Source organism: Thiobacillus sp. (genome assembly GCF_024708915.1).
On the sequence record NZ_JANJXQ010000076.1, the window covers coordinates 1 to 22,503 of the forward strand.

General features: G+C 65.7%; 26 protein-coding genes. 10 read left to right on the top strand and 16 right to left on the bottom strand.

Annotated elements, in window-relative coordinates:
- The 8 genes from Q0L94_RS05945 to glyA form a co-directional block, all read right to left on the bottom strand.
- Positions 1–220 (bottom strand): DsbA family protein (locus tag Q0L94_RS05945; protein ID WP_296751190.1); only part of this gene is annotated, 220 nt, incomplete at its 3' end.
- Between the two features lie 61 nt (positions 221–281).
- Positions 282–731, bottom strand: a complete 450-nt coding sequence (folB, locus tag Q0L94_RS05950) for a dihydroneopterin aldolase (protein WP_296751193.1) — start codon at positions 729–731, stop codon at positions 282–284.
- Positions 732–822: 91 nt separating this feature from the next.
- Entirely contained in the window at positions 823–1,461 is a 639-nt protein-coding gene (gene soxG / locus Q0L94_RS05955; RefSeq protein WP_281050407.1) for a sarcosine oxidase subunit gamma family protein, read from the bottom strand.
- Positions 1,454–4,480 carry a sarcosine oxidase subunit alpha family protein gene (locus tag Q0L94_RS05960; protein ID WP_296751200.1) on the bottom strand — a complete coding sequence of 1,009 codons (3,027 nt, stop codon included), beginning with the start codon at positions 4,478–4,480 and terminating at the stop codon, positions 1,454–1,456. The genes soxG and Q0L94_RS05960 overlap by 8 nt, the downstream gene beginning before the upstream one ends.
- Positions 4,477–4,812: a sarcosine oxidase subunit delta gene (locus Q0L94_RS05965; RefSeq protein ID WP_296751203.1), complete on the bottom strand. Its 336-nt coding sequence runs from the start codon at positions 4,810–4,812 to the stop codon at positions 4,477–4,479. The genes Q0L94_RS05960 and Q0L94_RS05965 overlap by 4 nt, the downstream gene beginning before the upstream one ends.
- Positions 4,813–4,827: 15 nt before the next feature.
- Positions 4,828–6,078, bottom strand: coding sequence for a sarcosine oxidase subunit beta family protein (locus Q0L94_RS05970; RefSeq protein ID WP_281050404.1), 1,251 nt, complete (start codon positions 6,076–6,078; stop codon positions 4,828–4,830).
- Between the two features lie 32 nt (positions 6,079–6,110).
- A complete protein-coding gene (locus tag Q0L94_RS05975; protein ID WP_281050403.1) occupies positions 6,111–7,490 on the bottom strand; it encodes an L-serine ammonia-lyase in 1,380 nt (459 codons plus the stop codon).
- A 22-nt stretch (positions 7,491–7,512) separates the two neighbouring features.
- Entirely contained in the window at positions 7,513–8,766 is a 1,254-nt protein-coding gene (gene glyA / locus Q0L94_RS05980; RefSeq protein ID WP_296751205.1) for a serine hydroxymethyltransferase, read from the bottom strand.
- A 174-nt stretch (positions 8,767–8,940) separates the two neighbouring features.
- On the opposite strand from glyA, the gene Q0L94_RS05985 reads away from it, so the two are divergent.
- The 7 genes from Q0L94_RS05985 to Q0L94_RS06015 all read left to right on the top strand — a co-directional run bounded on the left by Q0L94_RS05985 (position 8,941) and on the right by Q0L94_RS06015 (position 13,708).
- Positions 8,941–10,011, top strand: a complete 1,071-nt coding sequence (locus tag Q0L94_RS05985) for an ABC transporter substrate-binding protein (protein WP_296751208.1) — start codon at positions 8,941–8,943, stop codon at positions 10,009–10,011.
- A 2-nt stretch (positions 10,012–10,013) separates the two neighbouring features.
- A complete protein-coding gene (gene coq7, locus Q0L94_RS05990) occupies positions 10,014–10,637 on the top strand; it encodes a 2-polyprenyl-3-methyl-6-methoxy-1,4-benzoquinone monooxygenase (RefSeq protein WP_296751211.1) in 624 nt (207 codons plus the stop codon).
- 118 nt (positions 10,638–10,755) lie between these two features.
- On the top strand, positions 10,756–12,153 hold the full coding sequence (locus Q0L94_RS05995) for an HDOD domain-containing protein (protein WP_296751213.1): 1,398 nt from the start codon (positions 10,756–10,758) through the stop codon (positions 12,151–12,153).
- Between the two features lie 111 nt (positions 12,154–12,264).
- A complete protein-coding gene (locus Q0L94_RS06000) occupies positions 12,265–12,444 on the top strand; it encodes a hypothetical protein (protein ID WP_296751216.1) in 180 nt (59 codons plus the stop codon).
- A 25-nt stretch (positions 12,445–12,469) separates the two neighbouring features.
- The gene (locus Q0L94_RS06005) at positions 12,470–12,604 is read left to right on the top strand and encodes a hypothetical protein (RefSeq protein ID WP_296751219.1); all 135 of its coding nucleotides are present in this window, start codon (positions 12,470–12,472) and stop codon (positions 12,602–12,604) included.
- Between the two features lie 285 nt (positions 12,605–12,889).
- Positions 12,890–13,321, top strand: a complete 432-nt coding sequence (locus tag Q0L94_RS06010) for a YbaN family protein (protein WP_296751221.1) — start codon at positions 12,890–12,892, stop codon at positions 13,319–13,321.
- Between the two features lie 258 nt (positions 13,322–13,579).
- Positions 13,580–13,708 (top strand): hypothetical protein, encoded by a 129-nt coding sequence (locus Q0L94_RS06015; RefSeq protein WP_296751224.1) that lies wholly within the window; start codon positions 13,580–13,582, stop codon positions 13,706–13,708.
- A 103-nt stretch (positions 13,709–13,811) separates the two neighbouring features.
- Here Q0L94_RS06015 and Q0L94_RS06020 read toward each other — a convergent pair whose 3' ends face one another.
- Positions 13,812–14,177: a hypothetical protein gene (locus Q0L94_RS06020; protein WP_296751225.1), complete on the bottom strand. Its 366-nt coding sequence runs from the start codon at positions 14,175–14,177 to the stop codon at positions 13,812–13,814.
- Between the two features lie 105 nt (positions 14,178–14,282).
- On the opposite strand from Q0L94_RS06020, the gene Q0L94_RS06025 reads away from it, so the two are divergent.
- The 3 genes from Q0L94_RS06025 (at position 14,283) to Q0L94_RS06035 (ending at position 16,026) form a co-directional block, all read left to right on the top strand.
- Positions 14,283–15,041, top strand: coding sequence for a Mut7-C RNAse domain-containing protein (locus Q0L94_RS06025; RefSeq protein ID WP_296751227.1), 759 nt, complete (start codon positions 14,283–14,285; stop codon positions 15,039–15,041).
- Between the two features lie 45 nt (positions 15,042–15,086).
- Entirely contained in the window at positions 15,087–15,557 is a 471-nt protein-coding gene (locus Q0L94_RS06030) for a c-type cytochrome (RefSeq protein WP_296751230.1), read from the top strand.
- 73 nt (positions 15,558–15,630) lie between these two features.
- Entirely contained in the window at positions 15,631–16,026 is a 396-nt protein-coding gene (locus tag Q0L94_RS06035; protein ID WP_296751233.1) for a DUF302 domain-containing protein, read from the top strand.
- 68 nt (positions 16,027–16,094) lie between these two features.
- On the opposite strand, the gene Q0L94_RS06040 is transcribed toward Q0L94_RS06035, so the two are convergent.
- From Q0L94_RS06040 to Q0L94_RS06070, 7 genes are all read right to left on the bottom strand, one after another.
- Entirely contained in the window at positions 16,095–16,406 is a 312-nt protein-coding gene (locus Q0L94_RS06040) for a DUF2288 domain-containing protein (protein ID WP_296751235.1), read from the bottom strand.
- Between the two features lie 40 nt (positions 16,407–16,446).
- A complete protein-coding gene (locus Q0L94_RS06045; RefSeq protein ID WP_296751237.1) occupies positions 16,447–18,774 on the bottom strand; it encodes a YgiQ family radical SAM protein in 2,328 nt (775 codons plus the stop codon).
- Between the two features lie 95 nt (positions 18,775–18,869).
- Positions 18,870–19,196: an FKBP-type peptidyl-prolyl cis-trans isomerase gene (locus tag Q0L94_RS06050; RefSeq protein WP_296751240.1), complete on the bottom strand. Its 327-nt coding sequence runs from the start codon at positions 19,194–19,196 to the stop codon at positions 18,870–18,872.
- Between the two features lie 107 nt (positions 19,197–19,303).
- Positions 19,304–20,701, bottom strand: a complete 1,398-nt coding sequence (locus Q0L94_RS06055) for a TRAP transporter large permease subunit (RefSeq protein ID WP_296751243.1) — start codon at positions 20,699–20,701, stop codon at positions 19,304–19,306.
- A complete protein-coding gene (locus Q0L94_RS06060; RefSeq protein WP_296751246.1) occupies positions 20,701–21,240 on the bottom strand; it encodes a TRAP transporter small permease subunit in 540 nt (179 codons plus the stop codon). The genes Q0L94_RS06055 and Q0L94_RS06060 overlap by 1 nt, the downstream gene beginning before the upstream one ends.
- 106 nt (positions 21,241–21,346) lie before the next feature.
- The gene (locus Q0L94_RS06065; RefSeq protein ID WP_296751249.1) at positions 21,347–21,958 is read right to left on the bottom strand and encodes an arylesterase; all 612 of its coding nucleotides are present in this window, start codon (positions 21,956–21,958) and stop codon (positions 21,347–21,349) included.
- A gap of 1 nt (position 21,959) precedes the next feature.
- A partial coding sequence (locus Q0L94_RS06070; protein WP_296751252.1) for a metallopeptidase TldD-related protein occupies positions 21,960–22,503 on the bottom strand: 544 nt, incomplete at its 5' end.

The following is a 22,503-nucleotide window of genomic DNA, read 5'->3' on the forward strand; positions in this document are numbered from 1 at the left end:
ACAGGCGCTCGAGGTCGCGCCACATGTAGCGCCCCTTGGGCGGGTAGATGTTGAACGGCGAATCGTTCCAGCCCAGCGCCAGGAACACCGGGCCGAGCAGGAAGGGCTTCCACGCCACCTCCACGCCGGCCGCCTGCGCCGCGCGCTCGATGCGCATCACCGACAGGTAGGAATAGGTGCTGGCGAACTCGAACCAGAACGCGACGACGGGACCGGACATGGCGACGCTCCTCGTGGCACTGGAGTACCACTATAGTCCAGCGGCCCGGCCATTGGCCTGATCAGGCTGCGCGCACCGCGTCGCGGGCACGACGGCGGATCGAGACGCCCACCTGGTCGGTGCCCTCCAGGATCCCGGGCTTGCTGATGTTCACCGCAACACCGTTGAGCGCGAAATCGTTGATCAAGGTGTCGGCAAGATCCTGTGCGAACGCCTCCAGCAGCAATCGCCGGTTGAACAGCGCCAGCCGGTGCACGGCGGCCACGACGGCGGCGTAATCGACCGCGTCGCCCAGGTCGTCGGTGTGGCAGCAACGCGAACCGTCGAGTTCGAGCTCGAGGTCGACCAGCAGCGGCTGGCGCTGCTGGCGCTCGTACTCGTACACGCCAATCAGGGCGTCAACGCGCAAGCCGCGAACGAAGATGCGGTCGTCTCCCACCGTGCGCGAGCGCCCAGCGTCCGTCGCACACACGGCAATGCGTTCGAGAAACTCGATCGATCCGGTATTCATGCAGGGTCTCCTCGGCCAGTCAGTGCCGAGTTGAAGGTTGTTCGGTGACCGGCACGGCCGGGGCGAGCAATTCCACCCCGGCCCGAGCCGATCAGCGCGCGACGTAGACGCCGAACTCCTCGCTGGCGTCGAGCAGCCAGCGGTACAGGTAGTCGGCGAAGCTGCGGCGGATGATCAGCTCCCACTGCGTGTCGCCGGTGCGCCGGATCACCGCCGTGCTCTTGGCAAGCGTCGTGCTGATCCCCTTGCCGACCGGGAAGCTGCTCGGATGGAAGTCGTAACCCGCCGACTTCATCAGCACCTGGCGGGCGTCCGGGCCGCTCAGCTCGAGCAGGGTCTGCGCGCCGCTGACGGTGATCACCGCATAGTGCCCGCTCAGCGCGCCGCGCAGGCTCAGCTCGGTGGCGTGGTCCTGGCCCTCGGGTACGACCACGAGCCACTCGTCGGGCGACATCCACTGCACGCTGACGCCGCGCCCATCGTCGCGGGACACCGTCCCCATCTTCAGCGGCAGCGGCACGCCGAGCGCAAGCTCGACCCCGGCGCGGAAGGCCTCGTCCGCGGCATTGCCACGCAGGATCAGATGACCCAGCAGGGCGCGCTCGCGGATGCACACCCCCGCGCCCTGCGCAGAAGCCTGCACGGCCACGCCGACTCGGTTGAAAGCGAGCGGAGACTCGGCCCGGACTGCCACCGTCGGGTGGGCATTGAAAGTTGCGACCTCAGACATGATGACGGGCTCCTTGGGGATCGTAGAACACGGGGCTGACCACTTCGGCGGCATGCACCTTGCCGTCCGCCATCGGCAGATAGACGGTCTGGCCGATGCGCTGGCTGCCGCCCTTCAACAGGGCGAGCGCAAAGCCGTGGCCCAGGATGGGACTGAAATAGCTCGAGGTGACGTGGCCGACCATCGGCATCGGGATCCTGATTTCCTTCTCGAGCACGATCTGGGCGCCTTCCTGCAACACCAGCTCGGGGTCGAGCGGCTTGAGGCCGACGAGCTGCTTGCGGTCGTCACGCTTGGTGTCGGGTCGGGTCAGCGCACGCCGGCCGATCCACGAGTAGGGCTTCTTGTAGCCCACGCACCACTGCATGCCGAGGTCTTCCGGCGTCACCGAACCATCGGTCTCCTGGCCGATGATGATGAAGCCCTTCTCCGCGCGCAGCACGTGCATGGTCTCGGTGCCGTAAGGCGTCAGGTCGTACTTGGCGCCCTTCTCGAACAGCGCCTTCCACACGTGCATCGCGTAGTTGGCCTGGACGTTGATCTCGAACGACAGCTCGCCGGTGAAGGAGATGCGGAAGATTCGCGCCGGAACGCCGGCGACCTTCGCTTCGCGCCAGTCCATGTAGCCGAAGGCTTCGGCCGAGACGTCGATGTCGGCCAGCTCGGCGAGCAGCAGGCGCGCCTTCGGCCCGGTCACCGTCATCGCCGCCCAGTGGTCGGTGGTGGAGTTGAAGTACACCTCGAGATCCGGCCACTCGGTCTGGTGCCACATCTCCATCCAGTCCAGCACGCCTGCGGCGCCGCCGGTGGTGGTGGTCATGTGGAAGTGGTTCTCGGCCAGGCAGGCGGTCACGCCGTCGTCCATCACCATGCCGTCGTCCTTGCACATGAGGCCGTAGCGGCACTTGCCCGGCTCGAGCTTGGTCCAGGCGTTGGTGTAGAGGCGGTTGAGGAACTCGCGCGCGTCCTTGCCCTGGATCTCGATCTTGCCCAGTGTCGAGGCGTCGAGGATGCCCACGCCCTCGCGCACGGCGCGGCATTCGCGCTGCACGGCCTCGTGCATCGACTCGTTGCCGCGCGGGAAGTACCACGGGCGCATCCACTGGCCCACCTCCTCGAACTTCGCGCCACGCTCCACGTGCCAGCCGTGCAGGGCGGTGTAGCGGCGCGGGTCGAAGAACTCGTTGCAGTGGCGGCCGGCGATCGCACCGAAGGTGATCGGGGTGTAGTTCGGACGGAACACCGTCGTGCCGACTTCCGGAATCGACTGCCGGGTGACGCGCGCGGCGATCGCCATGCCGTTGATGTTGCCGAGCTTGCCCTGGTCGGTGCCGAAGCCCAGGCCGGTGTAGCGCTTGACGTGCTCGATCGACTCGAAGCCCTCGCGGGTGGCCAGCTCGATGCCAGAGGCGGTGACGTCGTTCTGCTGATCGACGAACTGCTTGGGCGCACGCATTGCCGGCTTGGTGTGCGGCACCTGGTACAGCGCCACCGGCTTGCCCTCGCGCACCGGGGCCACCGTCGGCAGCGTGAAGGTGCTGGCGGTCAGGCCGGTCTCGGCCGCCGCACGCACACCGACCTCGAAGCCGTCGGCGATCGCGTCGCGCAGCGTCCAGCGACCATTGACGCCGCCGGCCGGGATCTGACCGGGCACGCCGCCGGAGACGAAGCCGAGCAGGTCCTCGCGCCAAACCGGGCGGCGGCCGGTGTGAGCGGCCAGGTGCACCACCGGGCTGTAGCCGCCGGAGCTGGCGATGGTGTCGCACGCCAGCTCGCTGGTGCTGCCCTTGACGCGGAAGCCGTCGATGTCGATCGCGGCCACGACCGCTGCGCTCACGCGCTTCTTGCCCTGCGCCTCGATGACGGCGCTGCCGGTGATGATGCGGATGTTGCGCGAACGTGCGGCGGCGACCAGGTCGCCATCCGGCCGTTCGCGGGCATCGACGATCGCCACCACCTGGCGGCCGGCGTCGTGCCAGTCGAGCGCTGCGCGGTAGGCGTGGTCGTTGGTCGTGCTCAACACCAGACGCTGGCCGGGCACGACGCCATAGCGGCGGACGTAGGTCGACACCGCCCCCGCGACCAGGTTGCCGGGCACGTCGTTGCGGGCATACACCAGCGGGCGCTCGTGCGTGCCGGTGGCGAGCACGACGCGGCCGGCACGCACCTTGTGCATGCGCGCCCGCGCCTGGCGACGGCCGGCGGCAGCCGGCGCCAGGTCGGCCAGATGTTCGGTGCGGCGCTCGTGCAGGGTGACGAAATTGTGGTCGTGATAGCCGTTGGCGGTGGTGCGCGGCAGGAGCAGGACGTCGGGCAACGCGGCCAGCTCTGCGATGATCGTGGCCACCCATTCGGCAGCAGGCTTGCCATCGATCAGCTCACGGCTGTCGAGCAGCGAACCGCCCATCTCCTCCTGCTCGTCGCACAGGATCACGCGCGCCCCGCTGCGTGCCGCGGCGAGCGCGGCGGCCAGGCCGGCGGGGCCGGCACCGACGACCAGCACGTCGCAATGGTGGTGCATGTGGTCGTAGATGTCGGGATCGGTCTCGACCGGGCTGCGCCCCAGGCCGGCGGCCTTGCGGATGTACTGCTCGTACTTCGGCCACGCCGAGGCCGGCGACATGAAGGTCTTGTAGTAGAAGCCCGGCGGCATGAACTGGCCGCCGAGCTGGCCGAGCACGCCCATGACGTCACGATTGACGTTCGGCCAGCCATTGGTGCTCTTGGCGACCAGGCCGTCGTAGAGGGCCTGCTGGGTGGCACGAACGTTCGGGACCTGGCCGGCTTCGGTGGCGCCGAGCTGGACGATGGCGTTCGGCTCGTCGGCACCGGCCGTCACCACACCGCGCGGACGGGCGTACTTGAAGCTGCGGTTCAGCACGTCGACGCCGTTGGCGAGCAGCGCCGAGGCCAGGGTGTCGCCGGCGTAGCCCTGGTAGCTGACGCCGTTGAAGGTGAAACGCAGCGGGCGCTTGCGGTCGATGCGGCCGCCGGTGGCGAGACGGTTGCGTTGGCTCATTTTGCCGCTCCCTGGTTGGAGGCCTGTGCGGAGGCCTTGGCCTTGCGCGACTCGGCGGTGATCGCCGGTTGCTGGCCAGGCTTGTAGGTTTCGAGGATCTCGTAGGTGACGGTGTCGCGCGTGGCGTTGAAGAACTTGCGGCAGCCGGCAGAGTGGAACCACTGTTCGTGATGCAGGCCGCGCGGGTTCTTGCGGAAGAACAGGTAGTCGCCCCAGTCCTCGTCGCTGGTGTTCTCGGGGTCGGCCGGGCGCGCGATGTGCGCCTCGCCCTTGGGGCGGAACTCCTCTTCCTCGCGATACTCTTCGCAGTGCGGGCAGTAGATGTGCAGCATGGTGTCCTGCTCCTGTCAGTGCGCGACGCCGGCAGCGCCGTGCTCGTCGATCAGCTTTCCGGAGATGAAGCGATCGATGGTGAAGGGGGCGGCGAGCGGATGGGCCTTGCCTGCGGCCAGCGTGGCCGCGAACACGTGACCCGAACCCGGCGTGGCCTTGAAGCCGCCGGTACCCCAGCCGCAGTTGAAGAACAGGCCGCCGACCGGCGTGGCCGAGATGATCGGGCAGGCGTCGGGCGTGGTATCGACGATGCCGCCCCACTGCCGGTTCATGCGCACGCGCGAGAAGATCGGGAACAGCTCGACGATCGCCTGCAGGGTATGCTCGATCGTCGGATAGCTGCCGCGCTGGCCGTAGCCGTTGTAGCCGTCGATACCGGCGCCGATCACCAGGTCGCCCTTGTCGGACTGGCTGACGTAGCCGTGCACGTGGTTCGACATCACCACGGTGTCGAGGATGGGCTTCATCGGCTCGGACACCAGGGCCTGCAGCGGGTGGGATTCCACCGGCAGCTTGAAGCCCGCCATCTTCGCCAGCACGCCGGAGTTGCCGGCGGCCACGCAACCGACCGTCTTCGCGCCGATGAAGCCGCGGTTGGTCTCGACGCCGAGCACCTTGCCGCCGCTGATGCGGAAGCCGGTGACCTCGGTCTGCTGCAGCAGGTCGACCCCCAGCGCGTCGGCACCGCGGGCGAAGCCCCAGGCCACCGCGTCGTGGCGGGCGACCCCGGCGCGCGGCTGCCAGGATGCGCCCAGCACCGGATAACGGCGGTTGGCCGAGCAATCCATGTGCGGCACGATCTCCTGGATCTGCTTGACGTCCAGCACTTCGCCATCGATGCCGTTGAGGCGGTTGGCGTTGACCCGGCGGTGGATGTCGCGCATGTCCTGCAGGGTGTGACCGAGGTTCATCACGCCGCGCTGCGAGAACATCACGTTGTAGTTGAGGTCCTGCGACAGGCCTTCCCACAGCTTCATGGCGTGCTCGTACAGCCAGGCCGCCTCGTCCCACAGGTAGTTCGAGCGCACGATGGTGGTGTTGCGCGCGGTGTTGCCGCCGCCCAGCCAGCCCTTCTCGACCACCGCGATGTTGGTGATGCCGTGCACCTTGGCGAGGTAATAGGCCGTGGCCAGGCCATGGCCGCCGCCGCCCACGACGATGATGTCGTACTCGCGCTTGGGCTCGGGATTGCGCCACATGCGCTGCCAGTTCTCGTGGTAGCTCAGCCCGTGCTTGACGAGCCCGAAGCCGGAATAATGTTGCATGACACTCCTCCTTGTGCTGTCTGGCCGTGCTCTCAGCACTCGACAACATTCACGGCTAGCCCGCCGCGGGATGTTTCCTTGTATTTGTCCTTCATGTCGCGACCGGTGTCGCGCATGGTCTTGATGACCTTGTCGAGCGACACGAAATGCTTGCCGTCGCCGCGCAGGGCCATGCGTGCCGCATTGATCGCCTTGATCGCACCCATCGCGTTGCGCTCGATGCAGGGCACCTGCACGAGACCGCCGACCGGGTCGCAGGTCAGGCCGAGGTTATGCTCCATGCCGATCTCGGCGGCGTTCTCGACCTGTTCCGGCGTGCCGCCCAGCACCTCGGCCAGCGCACCGGCCGCCATCGAGCAGGCGACGCCGACCTCGCCCTGGCAGCCCACCTCGGCCCCGGAGATCGACGCGTTCTCCTTGAACAGGATGCCGATGGCCGCCGCGGTCAGCAGGAAGCGCACCACACCGTCCTCGTTCGCACCGGACACGAAGCGGTAGTAGTAGTGCAGCACCGCGGGGATGATGCCGGCCGCGCCGTTGGTGGGCGCGGTGACGATGCGGCCGCCGGAGGCGTTTTCCTCATTGACCGCCAGCGCATACAGGTTGACCCAGTCCATCGTGGTCAGCGGGTCGCGCAGCGAAGCCTCGGGCGCGCCGGACAGGCTGCGATAGAGCTCGGCCGCGCGGCGGCGCACCTTCATGCCGCCGGGCAGCACGCCCTCGACCTCGCAGCCCCGCCGCACGCAGGCCTGCATCACCTTCCAGATGTGGAGCAGGCCGTTGCGGGTTTCCGCCTCGCTGCGCCAGGCCTTCTCGTTCTCCAGCATCAGCCGGCTGATGGAGAGTTCATTCACTGCACATTGCGTCAGCAGCTGGTCGCCGTTGCGGAAGGGATAGGGCAGCTCGGTGCTGTCGTGCACGATGCGGTCGGCACCTGCCGCCTCCTCATTGACGACGAAGCCGCCGCCCACCGAGTAATACACCCGGTTCGCGATCTCGACCTCGCCCTCCCCGTAGGCGATCAGGCGCATGCCGTTGGGGTGGTAGGGGAGGCTCTGGCGGCGCAGGAAGACGAGATCGGTCTTCTCGTTGAACTCGACGGCCTGCAGGCCGAGCAGCGAGAGCTTGCGCGCATCGCGGATGCGGGCGAGCCGGCCGTCGATCGTGTCCGGATCGACGAGGTCGGGCGCCTCGCCCTCGAGGCCGAGCATGACCGCCTTGTCGCTGCCGTGCCCCTTGCCGGTCGCGCCGAGCGAGCCGTAGAGCTCGGCACGCACCCGCCGCACGCGGGGCAGCACGCCCTCGTCCTGCAGCCGGGTGACGAAGGTCAGCGCGGCGCGCATCGGGCCCACGGTGTGTGAGCTCGACGGCCCGATGCCGACCTTGAACATCTCGAATACGCTGATGGCCATCTCGGTTCTCCGGTGACGCGGGTCAGCGGCTGGCCGGATAGACGGGGAAGCGCGCGCACAGGGCCTTCACCTTCTCGCGCACCGCGGCGATCACCGATTCGTCGTCGATGTCGTCGAGCACGTCGCAGATCCAGTGCGTCAGCTCCTTCGCCTCGGCCTCCTTGAAGCCGCGGCTGGTGATCGCCGGCGTGCCGATGCGGATGCCGCTGGTGACGAAAGGCTTCTGCGGGTCCTTGGGGATGGAGTTCTTGTTGACCGTGATGTGGGCGCGGCCCAAGAGCGCCTCGGCTTCCTTGCCGGTGAGGTTCTTGGCGCGCAGGTCGACCAGGAAGAGGTGGCTTTCGGTGCGCCCGGAGATGATCCTGAGGCCGCGCTCGACCAGCACCTTGCACATCACCAGCGCGTTGGCGACGACCTGCTCCTGGTAGTGCTTGAATCCCTTGGTCGACGCTTCCTTGAACGCCACCGCCTTGCCGGCGATGACGTGCATCAGCGGACCGCCCTGCAGGCCGGGGAAGATCGCCGAGTTGATCGCCTTCTCGTGCTCGGCGCGCATCAGAATGATGCCGCCGCGCGGGCCGCGCAGGGTCTTGTGGGTGGTCGAGGTGACGACGTCGGCGTGCGGCACCGGGTTGGGATAGACGCCCGCGGCGATGAGGCCGGCGTAGTGCGCCATGTCGACCATGAAGATGGCACCGATTTCCTTGGCGATCCTGGCGAAGCGCTCGAAGTCGATGCGCAGCGCGTAGGCCGAGGCGCCAGCGATGATCAGTTTCGGTTTATGTTCGCGCGCCAGCGCTTCCATCTTCGGGTAATCGATTTCCTCTTTTTCGTTGAGGCCGTAGGCGACGGCGTTGAACCACTTGCCGCTCATGTTGAGCGCCATGCCGTGGGTGAGGTGGCCGCCTTCGGCCAGGCTCATGCCCATGATGGTGTCGCCGGGCTTGAGGAAGGCCATGAACACCGCCTGGTTGGCCTGCGAGCCGGAGTTGGGCTGCACGTTGGCGGCCTCGGCGCCGAACAGCGCCTTGACGCGGTCGATCGCCAGCTGCTCGGCGACGTCGACGTATTCGCAGCCGCCGTAGTAGCGCTTGCCGGGATAGCCTTCGGCGTACTTGTTGGTGAGCTGCGAGCCCTGCGCCTGCATCACCGCCGGGCTGGTGTAGTTTTCCGACGCGATCAGCTCGATGTGATCCTGCTGGCGCTGGTCTTCTTTCTGGATCGCTGCCCACAGGTCGGGGTCGGTCTTGGCGAGGGTGTCTTGGCGGTTGAACATGGCAGTCGGGCTGGGCGGGAAAAACGCCGATTTTAGCATGCAGCGCCGCCTGCACCCCGCGTAGGAGCGGCGCCCTCGCCGCGATTGTGGGCAGCAGAAACATCGCGGCATCGGGGCGAGGGCGCCCCTCCTGCCCATGCGAGCCTCGTATAATCGACCCTTCGGAGACCCCCCATGCAAAGACGCGATTTCCTCACCGGCGCCGGTGTCGCCGCCATGCTGCCGCTGGCCGCGCAAGCGGCCGACCTGCCGGCGATCCGCTGGCGGCTGGCGTCGAGCTTCCCCAAGAGCCTGGACATCCTCTACAGCGCGGCCGAAATGCTGAGCAAACGGGTGGCCGCCCTGACCGGCGGCAAATTCCAGATCCGCGTGTTTGCCGGCGGCGAACTGGTGCCCGGCCTGCAAGTGCTCGACGCGGTCGGCAACGGTACCGCCGAATGCGGGCACTCGGCGGGCTACTACTACGTCGGCAAGAACCTTGCCCTGGCCTTCGATTGCGCGGTGCCGTTCGGCCTCACGGCGCGCCAGCAGAACGCCTGGATGTACGCCGGCGGCGGCATCGAGGCGCTGCGCACACTCTATTCAAAGTACAACGTGCTGCAGTTTCCCGGCGGCAACACCGGCACCCAGATGGGCGGCTGGTTCCGCAAGGAGATCAAGTCGCTGGCCGATCTGCGCGGCCTGAAAATGCGCATCCCCGGCCTCGGCGGCCAGATCATGGCGCGGCTCGGCGCGGTGCCGCAAACCCTGCCCGGCGGCGACATCTACCCCGCGCTGGAACGCGGCGCGCTCGACGCCGCCGAGTGGGTGGGACCGTACGACGACGAGAAGCTCGGCTTCCACAAGATCGCCCGGCATTACTACTACCCCGGCTGGTGGGAGGGCGGGCCGCAGCTCTCTTTCTACGTCAATCAGGCCTCGTGGCGCGCGCTGCCCGAGCCGTACCGCCAGGCCTTCGAAGCCGCCAGCTTCGAAGCCAACCAGTTGATGCTGGCGCAATACGACGCCATGAATCCGCCCGCATTGCTGCGCCTGGTCGGGCAGGGCGTCAAGCTGCACCCCTATCCCAAGGACGTGATGCTGGCCGCGCGCCGCGCCACCTTTGCGATGTACGAGCAAGAGGCGAAAATCAATCCCGACTTCGCCGCCATCTACCGCTCGTGGAAGCCGTTCCGCGACACCGAATTCCAGTGGTTCAAGGTCGCCGAAGCCGCGTACTCGAACTTCAATTACTACGTGAAATAGCCATGAACAAACTCGACCAACTCATCACCACCTTCGACCTCGGCCTGCGCACCGTCTTCGCCAGCCCGCACGCCGGCCGCCCCTATCCCGGCGCCGGCCCCGAGGCCGAACTCTCCGAAGCGGAAAAAACCCAGGCCGCCGCACTGATGCGCGTCAACCACGTCGGCGAGGTCTGCGCGCAGGCACTGTACGCCGGCCAGGCGTTCACCGCGAAAAACGAGCAGGTGCGCGCCGAGCTCGACCAGGCCGCGCGCGAGGAAACCGACCACCTCGCCTGGTGCGAGACGCGCATCAACGAGCTCGGCGGCCGCAAGAGCCTGCTCAATCCGCTGTGGTTTGGCGGTGCTTTTGGAATGGGTGTGGTCGCCGGCCTGCTGGGCGACAAATGGAACCTCGGCTTCCTCGCCGAGACCGAACGCCAGGTCGAAGCGCATCTCGACGGCCATCTGCAAAAACTGCCGCAAGCCGACGCGAAGAGCCGCGCGGTGGTCGAGCAGATGAAGCTCGACGAAGCCCGGCACGCCCAGACCGCCGTCGATCACGGCGGCGCGCCGCTGCCGCTGCCGGTGAAGATGGCGATGCGCCTGGCGGCGGATGTGATGCGGCAGACGGCGAGCCGGGTTTAGCCAATCCGGCGCTTCTGCCGGCGGCGGATCGGCAAGACCATGAAGCCCCGGGCTTCAGGGAAAATTGAACGAACGAATGCCTGACGGGTGCGGCTTGATACTGGATCGTTTTATCAGAATGTTGTGGGGCAAGGCCGGGCGGCGCAAGGACGTCGAGCGCGGCGGCCTGTTCGCGTCGCAAGCCCAGAAGGCAGCCTTCCGCAAGCTGGAAGCCGTTGCGCCTCTGGCGAGCAAGACGCATGCAGCGCCGGTCGAGGTGGCGACCCATTCGAGCACTCCGCAGGAGCCGGCCAGCCATTCGATCGTGCGGCGCGAAGCCGTGCTGGGAAACGATCGGCGGGTGGCGGGGTATGCCTTCAGCCTGGTGCACCAGGCCAATCCGCGGGTGCTGGCCTCCAGTACCGGCATCCAGCGCCTGTACGACAAGGTGCTGTTGCGCAATCTGAACGTCATGGGGATTCAGCGCTTGCTGGAGCACCGGCTGGCTTTTGTCGAGGTGTCGGCAAATTCCCTGGACATGCCGTTTGTCGAAGAGATGCCGCCGCAGGGCACCGTCTACGTGATCGGCGCGAGCACCCGCCTCGCCGCGGATCACGAATCCTGCCTGAGCCGCCTCAAGGCGCTGGGATATCGTATTGGCCTGCGCGCCGCAGACGCGAACACGCCGGACAGCCCCTCTTTTTGGGGGCGGCTGGATTTCCTGTTCATCGACATTGGCAACAGCGATATTCCCTTCATCAAAGATCGGATGGCGGCTGCCGTCAGGCGGGCGCCGGCAATCAAATTCGTGGCGACCAATATCCAGACTCTGGAGGAATACCGCGTCTGCGCCAGGTTGCCGTTCGCTTTCTATCAAGGCCCTTTCATCGCCAGCCGGGAAAAGCTGGACGCCCCGGGAATGGATGCGGGGCGCATCAAGATCCTGGCGTTGCTGAACCGGCTGCGAAGCGACGCGGAGGTGGCCGAACTGGCCGCCCTGATCAAGCAGAATCTCGCCTTGGCCTACAAGCTGCTGCGCTACATCAATTCCCCGGGAATGGGGCAGACGCAAAAGATCGTCACGCCGGAGCAGGCGCTGATAGTGCTGGGCCGGCAGAAGTTGTATCGCTGGCTCACCATTCTGCTGTTTACCAGCGGAAAAACGCCGGGGCTGGATTGGGCCGTCATGGAGAACGCCCTGATCCGTGCGCGGCTTGCGGAACTGGCGGCGCACAATACGCTGACTGCGGACGAACTGGACGAGGTCTTCGTGGCGGGCATGTTCTCCCTGCTGGATGTCGTGCTGTCCACCCCCATGGAGGCCGTGCTCAAGCAGGTCAACCTGCCCGCGCCGGTTAACGAGGCACTGCTTCGTCGACAGGGGAAATATGCGCCCTATCTGGCTCTGGCCATCGCCTGCGAGCAATCCGACAACGCCAACATTGCCGCGCTCGCGCAAGCCGCCGGACTGGATATCTGGCAGGTCAACAACCTCCATGTCGACGCAATGCTCTGGGCCCGGCAGGCCGGGGAATAGGCGGCCCGGGGAAAGGCCCGTCCGGGCGGGAGTCTTTGCATTAATTGAAAATGTATATACAATGTATATGTCTTTCTGGTTCTGGTTTCACTTTCCGCGCGAGTATCAGCCATGACCGATAGGCCAAAGAAGGTGAAGCTCAACAAGAAAGACAGCCAATTGCTGATTCGTATCAGCAGCATCGAGCGCGAGCAGTTCGTGCAGTTATGCGAACAACTGGATACCTCCAGCGCTCGCGAAATCAGGCAGTTCATCCGTGGGTTCATCAAGAAGCACAAGCCCACCGAATAGCCCGGAAAAGCAAAGGAGACATTTCATGTCGAAGAAAGCAACAGCTGCCAAGAAATCCGCCAAATCTTGCAAACAGGAAATCAAGGCTCGTGAAGCCAAGATCGAGAAGCATGAGAAGAAGGTCAAGTCGCTGAAGAAAGCGCTGAAAAAGGTAGCTTGAATTAAAGCCCGGGCCGCCCGAGGGCGGCCCGGGCCAAGTTCAAGGGCTCCAATGGCCGGCCCATGAGGCCATATTCCACGCGGCCATTCTCACCCCCCGCTTTCCCCGCCACAGCCGGAATGACTTCGATTTCTGAGTCAACATGCCTGACCGGCCTGGCGACTGCCATTATTCAAGCCAGCTACGCCCAAGGCCAGCACCTGATCGCCTCGTAATGCGCCCCATCTGCCGGAAAGTAAGAAAAAGGCGTCATATTTCATCCTCACCCATACGCGGGAGGTGACGATGCGCGGATCGCCTTCCAGGCCCGATACCCCTCTGCACCGCCACACCTTTCCGGTGCGGCTGGTGTTCGCTGCCCTGGGCACGCTGTTCCTCGGGCTTGGTGTGGCCGGCCTCTTCCTGCCGGTGCTGCCGACGACCCCCTTTCTGCTGCTCGCCGCCGCCTGCTACGCCCGCTCGTCGCGCCGCATCTTCGACTGGCTGCTAAGCCATGCGCACTTTGGGCCGCTCATCCGCGAATGGCGCGAGCACCGCGCGATACCGTATCGCGCCAAGCGCATCGCGCTCATACTGATCGCGCTGAGCTTCGCAATCTCTATCGGCTTTTTCATCCCCGGCTGGCCGGCCAGGCTTGGGATGGCCATGGGCGGCCTGGCACTGATGGCATGGATCGCGCGCATTCCGTCGCGGGATGCGCCCAATGCCCGGGAATGAGGCGGAGGGGTGGATAGGGTATCTGAGCTGACCCGGGTTGAGCCTCGAGTACCGGCGTGTCGTCAGCCGTGTCCCGCCTCCTCTCGGCAAAATGGGAGATGCGGCGGACGGCCTGCCAGGCGCGATTGATTGTTCGCGGCGGGTTTGAACATAAACCCACCTATTCCCGCGCATCGGCCTATGATCAACCCGTGTTGTGTTCGCAGGATTGATCAAATCCAGCCCGACACCTCTGAAGCCACTGCAAGGAGAATCACCATGGCAAAAGGCCAGTTACGTGGAAACAAGGAAGCCAAAAAACCCAAGAAGCCGAAACAGGTAGTCGTTCCGGCAGGATCGTTCATTACCCCGCCCAAGGCCACCAATCCGGTAAAAAACCGGCACTGATTGCCGGGGGTTCCGAGCAAGCGCCACCGTCGAGGTGGCGTTTTCACGTCTGGCGACAGCGGTCCTGGAGGCGGGTTCTCCGTCAAAAACCATGGCGGACGGCTCAAATTGACAGCCCGGATATCAGGGTATAAACAGCCCCAAGAGCGAACATGGCATGCAGGAAGATGACGCGCTTCGGCAAGATCCCCTTCCTTCTGATAAGAAAATAGAGGGCCGTGCCGCCCATGATGGTCAACACCAATAATCCGAGCGCGAACTGTATATTCTGACTGGTTTCATTTCCTGCAAGGATGGAGACAAGCAATAGCACCGCAGCGGCTGCACCTGCACGACCATGCAGCAGGCCCGTATCGATGGGGGTGTTTTTTTCGGCAAGGCGCACATAAGCTGTCAGGGCACCGCCAAGAATGGCGCAGACCAGTACCACCAACGATGTGATCGCCAACCCGGATTCTGGTAGCTGCATGCTTGATATCCTTTACCTGGTGTTAACCGGCTCTGCCAGCATTGACCGATCCATATTAAGTCATTCCGGGTTTTCCCGAGCCGTCCAAATGGCGACAATGGCCATATGGTCACCGCCACCTTCCGCTTTTACGAAGAGCTGAACGACTTCCTTGCGCCCAGACGGCGCAAGCAGGCGTTTACGGTGCCGTGCGCGCAGGCGGCGACGGCCAAGCACATGATCGAGGCGCTCGGGGTGCCGCACACCGAGGTGGAACTGATCCTGGTGAACGGCGAGTCGGTGGGCTTCGACCGCATCATCGAGAACGGTGACCGGGTGGCGGTGTATCCGCGCTTTGAGGCGATGGACGTGACGCCGCTGTTGCGGGTACGCGAACACCCGCTGCGCGAGACGCGCTTCGTCGCCGACGCGCATCTCGGCGGGCTGGCGCACATGCTGCGCATGCTGGGCTTCGACACGCTGTACGACAACCATTTTCACGACGACGAGATCGTCGCGATCTGCGAGGCCGATGGCCGCATCGTGCTGACGCGCGACCGCGAACTGCTGAAACGGCGTGCGGTGACGCGTGGCTGTTACGTGCACGCGCTGAAATCGGAGGCGCAGCTGCGCGAGGTCGTCGAGCGGCTCGACCTGGCGCGCAGCGCGCGGCCGTTCACGCTGTGCCTGCACTGCAACGCGCCGCTGCGCACGGTCGACAAGGCGAGCGTGCGCGACCGGCTGCCGCCCAGGGTGCGCGAGCATTACGAACGCTTCTCGGCCTGCGGTCAATGCGGACGCGTGTACTGGGAGGGCTCGCATTTCCGCAACATGCGGCGCCTGCTCGACGGCGTGCTGCCGAACAACGGGCCAAGCGGAACTTAAGGCGCGGCGTGCCCTCTCTCCTGTCTTCCCATACGAGAAAATCCCATGAAAAGCCTGAAATGGAAAATCTTCGCCACTCTGGTCGTCGGCCTCGGGCTGGCGGGCTGCGACGGCACGCCCCTGACAGGGCAGGCCGAAACCGGCGAGGTCGTGGTCGAGCGCAAGCTCGACCCGACGCAGGTGACGCGTGGCAAGGCGATCTACGAGAAATACTGCCTCGAATGCCACGGCGTGGGCGGCCGTGGCCAGCCCGGCGACTGGCGCATCCGCGACGCCGATGGCCACTTTCCGCCGCCGCCGCTCGACGACAGCGCGCATGCCTGGCATCACCCCACTGCGGTGCTGCTGGAGGTCATCCGCGAAGGCAGCCCGCAAGGCCAGGGGAAAATGGCGGCGTGGAAGGACACGCTTTCCGAAGCGGAAATGCAGGACGTGGTGACCTACATCAAGTCGCTGTGGTCCGACGAGGTGTACCAGCTGTGGTGGAAAATGGAGCAGCAATCGCTGGAACCCTGACGCGCTGCCGGCGCTGCCACGCCGGAGCAGGTAAAATGTCGCTATTGAAATCACCCAACCCAGGAGCAACAACATGAGCGAATATGGATTCGACACCCGGATCGGCGGTCCCTTCGACGCCGCCATCGAGAAGGTCACCGCCGCCCTCAAGGCCGAAGGCTTCGGCGTGCTGACCGACATCGACGTGAAGAGCACCATGAAGGCCAAGCTCGACATCGACATGCGCCCCTACCGCATTCTCGGCGCCTGCAACCCGCCGCTGGCGAACCAGGCGATCAGCGCCGAACCCGACGTCGGCATGCTGCTGCCGTGCAACGTCGTGGTGCGCGAGGAAGCCGACGGCAAGGTGACGGTGTCCTTCCTCGACCCCGGCATCATGGTCAAGCTGGTCGCCAACACTGCCGTGCATGGCGTCGCGACCGAAGCGCGCGCCCGTCTGCTGCGGGTGAAGGACAGCCTGGCCGCCTGAGCGGTCTGACGTGCGTAAAAAAGCCCGCAACCGCGGGCTTTTTTACGTGTGTCTTCCAGGGTGCACAGTCAGTTCTCGATTTGCTTGATCACTTCCTGCACCAGCACCCAGGGCGCCACCACCACTGCCCAGAACATCGGCTGACGCGCGTGCCAGTCCTCGGCGTCGGCGATTCCGGCGCGGGCGATGCGGCCCTCGGCCAGCCAGGCTTCAACGCTCGCCGTGTTGTTCTCTGCAATATGCAGGGCGGCGTCGACCAGGTCCACGCCAACGGCGACCTTGATGACGTCGCCCCGCGCGAAGTGGCGTTCGAGCTCGGACCAGGCGAGCTGGGCGGTTTCGAGATTGAGCTTGGCGCGGAGAATGTCGCTGGGAGTCATTTCAGATACACGTTACAAGGTGCAAGTTACAGGAGACAAGTCAGCGCGACTTGCCGCCGCCGCGGCGCTGGCTGAGGGGATGCTTGGGCACCTGGGGCATACGATCTTCCCCGGGCTTTAGCCCGCTGGAAGTCGGAGTCCCCTTGCGGGGCGGGCGGCCGCGGCCGGCGGGGGCCGGCCTGCCCGATGCGGGTTTGCCTGCGCCGGGTTTGGCCACATCCGGTTTGCTTGTGCCGGGTATGGCTCGACTGCCGCCTTCGGCGCGCGGCGCGCGTGCGCCTTCCGGCTGCCTGCCGGTGCCGGCGGGCTGATAGAGCGGAATCAGGTGTTTCTTGCTGTTGCCGATGAGGTCTTCGCGGCCCATTTCCTTCAGCGCCTCGCGCAGCAGCGGCCAGTTGTCGGGGTCGTGATAGCGCAGGAAAGCCTTGTGCAGGCGGCGGGTGCGGCCCTGGCGCACCACCGGAACGGTCTCGGCCTTGCCGCCGAGCACCTTCTTCAGCGGGTTCTTCTCGGTGTGGTACATCGCCGTCGCCAGCGCCATCGGCGTCGGCAGGAAGGTCTGCACCTGGTCGAGGCGGAAATCGTGCTTCTTCAGCCACAGGGCGAGATTGAGCATGTCCTCGTCGGTGGTGCCGGGGTGCGCGGCGATGAAATAGGGGATCAGGTACTGCTTCTTGCCGGCCGCCCTGGAGGCGGCTTCGAACATCTCCTTGAAGCGGTCGTAGGCGCCCATGCCGGGCTTCATCATTTTCGACAGCGGGCCGGCTTCGGTGTGCTCGGGTGCGATCTTCAGGTAGCCACCGACGTGGTGCTGCACCAGTTCCTTGACGTATTCCGGCGAGCGCACCGCGAGGTCGTATCTGAGACCCGAGCTGATCTGAATTTTCTTGATGCCAGGAATCTGGCGCGCGCGGCGGTAGAGGTGGATCAGCGGCGTATGGTCGGTGTTGAGGTTGTCGCAGATGTCGGGGAACACGCAGGACAGCCGCCGGCACGACTGTTCGATCCGCTTCGACTTGCATGCCAGGCGGTACATGTTGGCGGTCGGTCCGCCGAGGTCGGAAATGACGCCGGTGAAGCCGGGCGTCTTGTCGCGGATCGCTTCGATTTCGCGGATCACCGAATCCTCGGAGCGGCTCTGGATGATGCGCCCCTCGTGCTCGGTGATCGAGCAGAAGGTGCAGCCGCCAAAGCAGCCGCGCATGATGTTGATCGAGAAGCGGATCATCTCCCACGCCGGGATCTTGGCGTCGCCGTAGCTCGGGTGCGGCGCGCGCGCGTAGGGCAGGTCGTACACCGCGTCCATTTCCGCGGTGGAAAGCGGGATCGGCGGCGGGTTCAGCCAGACGTCGCGCTCGCCGTGCGCCTGCCGCAGCGCGCGGGCATTGCCGGGGTTGGATTCGAGATGGAATACCCGCGAGGCGTGCGCGTACAGCGCCGGGTTGTTCTTCACCTGGTCGTAGTCGGGCAGGCGGATCACGGTGCGCGCGCGCACTTCCTGCTTCGCGGCGAGGCGCTCGGCTTTGGGGACGAGGCGTATCGGCGCTGTGCCTGCGGGCGTTTGCGGCACAGACGCACTCGGGGCCATGGCGTAGGGATCGACGTGGGCATCGATCGCGCCGGGGGTGTCGAGTTCGGTCGAGAGCACCTCGATCCAGCTTGAGCCGCCTTCGATTTCCGTCTCCGGCGTGGGCGGCTTCCAGTCGTGCGCCACCATGAAGCCGGTGCCGCGCAGGTCGCGGATGTCGCCGATTTTTTCGCCCCTGGCGAGGCGATGGGTGACGTCGAGCAGCGCCCGCTCGGCGTTGCCGAAGATCAGCAGATCCGCTTTCGAATCCGGCAGCACCGAGCGGCGCACGGTGTCGGACCAGTAGTCGTAGTGCGCGATGCGGCGCAGGCTCGCCTCGATCGAGCCGATGATCACCGGGGTGCCGGGATAGGCCTCGCGGCAGCGCTGGGCGTACACGGTGACGGCGCGGTCGGGGCGCTTGTTGGGTTCGGCGTTGGCGGTGTAGGCGTCGTCGGAGCGGATCTTGCGGTCGGATGTGTAGCGGTTGACCATCGAGTCCATGTTGCCCGCGGTGACGCCGAAGTACAGCGTCGGCTGGCCGAGCGCGCGAAACGGCTCGGCCGCATGCCAGTCCGGCTGGCTGATGATGCCGACGCGGTAGCCCTGCGCTTCCAGCAGCCGCCCGATCAGCGCCATGCCGAAGCTGGGGTGATCGATGTAGGCATCGCCGGTGATCAGGATCACGTCGCACGCATCCCAGCCGAGCGCGGTCATTTCGGCGCGCGACATCGGCAGGAAGGGGGCGGTGCCGAAGCGCGCCGCCCAGTGCTTGCGGTGGGAGAACAGGGCGTGGGTCATAAAATACTTATCCGCGAAGGACGCGAAGAGGCGCGAAGGAAAACCTTGAAGAATCTCTTCGCGTTTCTTCGCGTCCTTCGCGGATAAAAAGAGGTTTAGTTGACGCCCAGCAGCTCGACTTCGAACACCAGCGTGGCGTTCGGCGGGATCACGCCGCCGGCGCCACGTGCGCCGTAGCCCAGGTTCGGCGGGATGGTGAGCTTGCGCTTGCCGCCGATCTGCATGCCGGCCACGCCCTGGTCCCAGCCGGCAATGACCTGGCCAGCGCCGAGTTTGAATTCGAACGGATCGTTGCGGTCGACGCTGGAGTCGAATTTCTGGCCGTCGGTGAGCCAGCCGGTGTAGTGCACCGACACGAATTGGCCGGCGCTGGCGGTGTCGCCGCTGCCGACGACGAGGTCTTCGATGATGAGTTCGCTCATGGATTCAGTCCCTGGAGTGTTGAGGTTCACGGTTGATGCGCATCTGACTGGCGATGCGCGAAGCGGTTCATTTTCTCACGTTTCCCGCCATCGGCGGCAGGCCGGATTCAACGCCACTCGGCCGGCAGGTAATAGGCGTCGGGATCGACGTCGATGGGAATCTCGCGCACGCTGCTGGCGTCTGCGGGCGCGTCGCGCAGCACCACCTGCGGGAAAGCCAGCACCACCGCAACCATGACGAGCTGGATGAGCAGGAAGGGAATCGCGCCCCAGTAGATGTCGGCGGTGCGGATCGACTTCGGCGCCACGCTCCGCAGATAGAACAGGGCGAAGCCGAAGGGCGGGTGCATGAAGGCGGTCTGCATGTTGACCGCGAGCATCACGCCGAACCAGATCGGGTCGATGCCGAGCTTGGCGGCGATGGGGGCCAGCAGCGGCACCGCGATGAAGGCGATCTCGAAGAAGTCGAGAAAGAACGCCAGCACGAACACCAGCAGATTGACCGCGACGAGAAAGCCGAGCACACCGCCGGGCAGCTGGCTGAACAGGTGCTCGACCCACACGTCGCCGTCGAGTCCACGGAACACCAGGGTGAAAAGGGTCGAACCGATGAGGATGAAGATGACGAAGGTGGTCAGCCGCGTGGTGCTGTCCATTGCCTGCGTCAACTGCAGACGGCTCAGCCGCCCGCGCGCCAGCGCCAGCAGCAGCGCGCCGGCCGCGCCCATCGCGCCGCCCTCGGTGGGGGTGGCGACGCCGAGGAAGATGGTGCCGAGCACCAGAAAGATCAGCACCAGCGGCGGCAGCAGCGTGGTCAGCACGCGCAGCAGCAGGGCCGTGCCGTGCAGGGTGCGCGCGGAAGCCGGCATGGCGGGCGCGGCGTGCGGTCTGAACAGCGTGACGCCGAACACATAGAGCAGATACAGCCCGACCAGCGCCAGGCCCGGCACGAGCGCGCCCTTGTACATGGCGCCGACCGAGGCGCCGAGCTGGTCGGCCAGCACGATCAGCACCAACGATGGCGGGATGATCTGCGCCAGCGTGCCGGAGGCGGCGATGACGCCGGAGGCGAGCCGCTTGTCGTAGCCGTAGCGCAGCATTACCGGCAGCGAAATCAGCCCCATCGCGATGACGCTGGCGGCGACCACGCCGGTGGTGGCCGCCAGCAGGCCGCCGACCAGGATCACCGCGTAGGCCAGGCCGCCGCGCAAGGAGCCGAACAGCTGGCCGATGGTGTCGAGCAAATCTTCCGCCATGCCGGAGCGTTCGAGGATCAGCCCCATGAAGGCGAAGAAGGGAATCGCCAGCAGGGTGGGATTGGCGACGATGCCGTAGATGCGCTCGGGCAGCGCGTGCAGCAGCGAGACGTCGAACAGCCCGGCGGCGACGCCGATGCCGGCGAACAGCAGACCGTTGGCGGCGAGCGCAAACGCCACCGGATAGCCCAGCAGCAGGAAAACCACCAGGCCTGCGAACATCAGCGGCGCCAGGATTCCGGCTTCCATCAGACTTCCTCTTCGGGCGCTTCGCGGGGGAGAACGAGATGGCCGGACAGTACGCCGATGCGCTTGATGACTTCGGCCACCCCTTGCAGGGCGAGCAGGGCAAAACCCAGCGGCAGCAGCAGCTTCACCGGCCAGCGCAGCAGGCCGCCGGCGTCGGGCGAGCGTTCCTGCATCTGCCAGGCTTCGTAAAACATCGGCCAGGACAGCCAGGCCAGCAGCAGCGCCATCGGCAGCAGGAACAGCAGGCCACCGGCGAGGTCGATCCAGGCCTGCCCGCGCGGCCCCAACCGGTTGTAAAAAATGTCGATGCGCACGTGGCCGTTGTGCTTCAGCGTGTAGCCCGCCGCCAGCAGGAACATCGCGCCGAACAGATACCACTGGATTTCCAGCCAGGCGTTGGAACTCTCGCCGAGCAGATAACGGACGAGTGCGTTGCCCGCCGAAATGAGCGTGGTGGCGAGCACCAGCCAGATGACAAGGCGGCCGACGCGTTCGGTCAGCGCATCGATCAGGCGAGCAATTGCGAGCAGGGTTTTCATGCAGGAAAACCTTTTTGTCCGCGAAGGACGCGAAGTGCCGCGAAGGAAAACCCTTGAGAATTTCTTCGCGTTTCTTCGCGTACTTCGCGGATAAAATTTTTCTGATTCACAGCGCCCCCGCCTCACGCAGGAACTCGGCCAGCCGTTCGGCGATCACGCGGTAACCGGCGGCGTTGGCATGGATCGGGTCGGACTTGAGCCGGTTGTCCTTCAGCACTTCGTTGAAGGCCTCGTCTTCCAGCGGCAGTTTCATGTCCTTGGCGACGCGGGCGTAGAAATCCGGCGTGCCGCCGAACAGCCTGGGTTCGGGCACACCGATCAGCACGACGTCGGCGCCGCTGGCATGGATGGTCCGCACCAGCAGACGCAGGTTGTTCTCGGTTGCGGCCTCGGGCTGCTTCCTCAGCATGTCGTTGCCGCCGAGACACAGCAGCACCAGGCGTGGCTTGTATTCATCCAGTACGGAGGGCAGGCGCTGCAAGCCCGTGCCTGTGGTATCGCCGGGCACGCCGGCGTTGATCACGGTGCGGCCGGTGAGCGCCGCCAGCACGGCGGGATAGGCGGTGTCGTCGCTGGCGCCGGTGCCGTGGGTGAGGCTGTCGCCGAAGGCGACGATGACGTCGTGCGGGCTGAGCTTGGGTAGCGTCGGCGCGCGCTCGCACGCGGCGAGAAAGAGAACGGCAACGAGCGCAATAAAATAGCGCTGTGCGCGTTGCATGTCAGTTACCGGCCACCGTCATGTGGTCGATCAGGATCGAGCCGACCTGCTTGGAGCCGCGCCGCTCGATATCGCGGCCGATGGCGGCGATGCCCTTGAACATCGTGGCGAGGTTGCCGGCGATGGTGATCTCCTCGACCGGGTACTGGATCTCGCCATTCTCCACCCAGAAGCCGGCGGCGCCGCGCGAGTAGTCGCCGGTGACCATGTTGGCGCCGTGGCCGAGCAGCTCGGTGACCAGGAGCCCGGTGCCCATTTGTTTGAGCAAACCGTCGAGGTCATGCTCGCCGGGCGTGACGATGAGGTTGTGGCTGCCGCCGGCGTTGCCGGTGGTCTTCATGCCGAGTTTCTTCGCCGAGTAGCTCGACAGGAAATAGCCCTGCAGCACGCCGTCCCTGACCACGTCGCGATCCATGCAGGCGACGCCTTCGCTGTCGAACGGCGCGCTGCCGAGGCCGCCGGGAATGAAGGGCTGTTCGCGGATGGTGACCAGCGGGGCGAACACCTGCTGCCCCAGGCTGTCGAGCAGGAACGACGACTTGCGG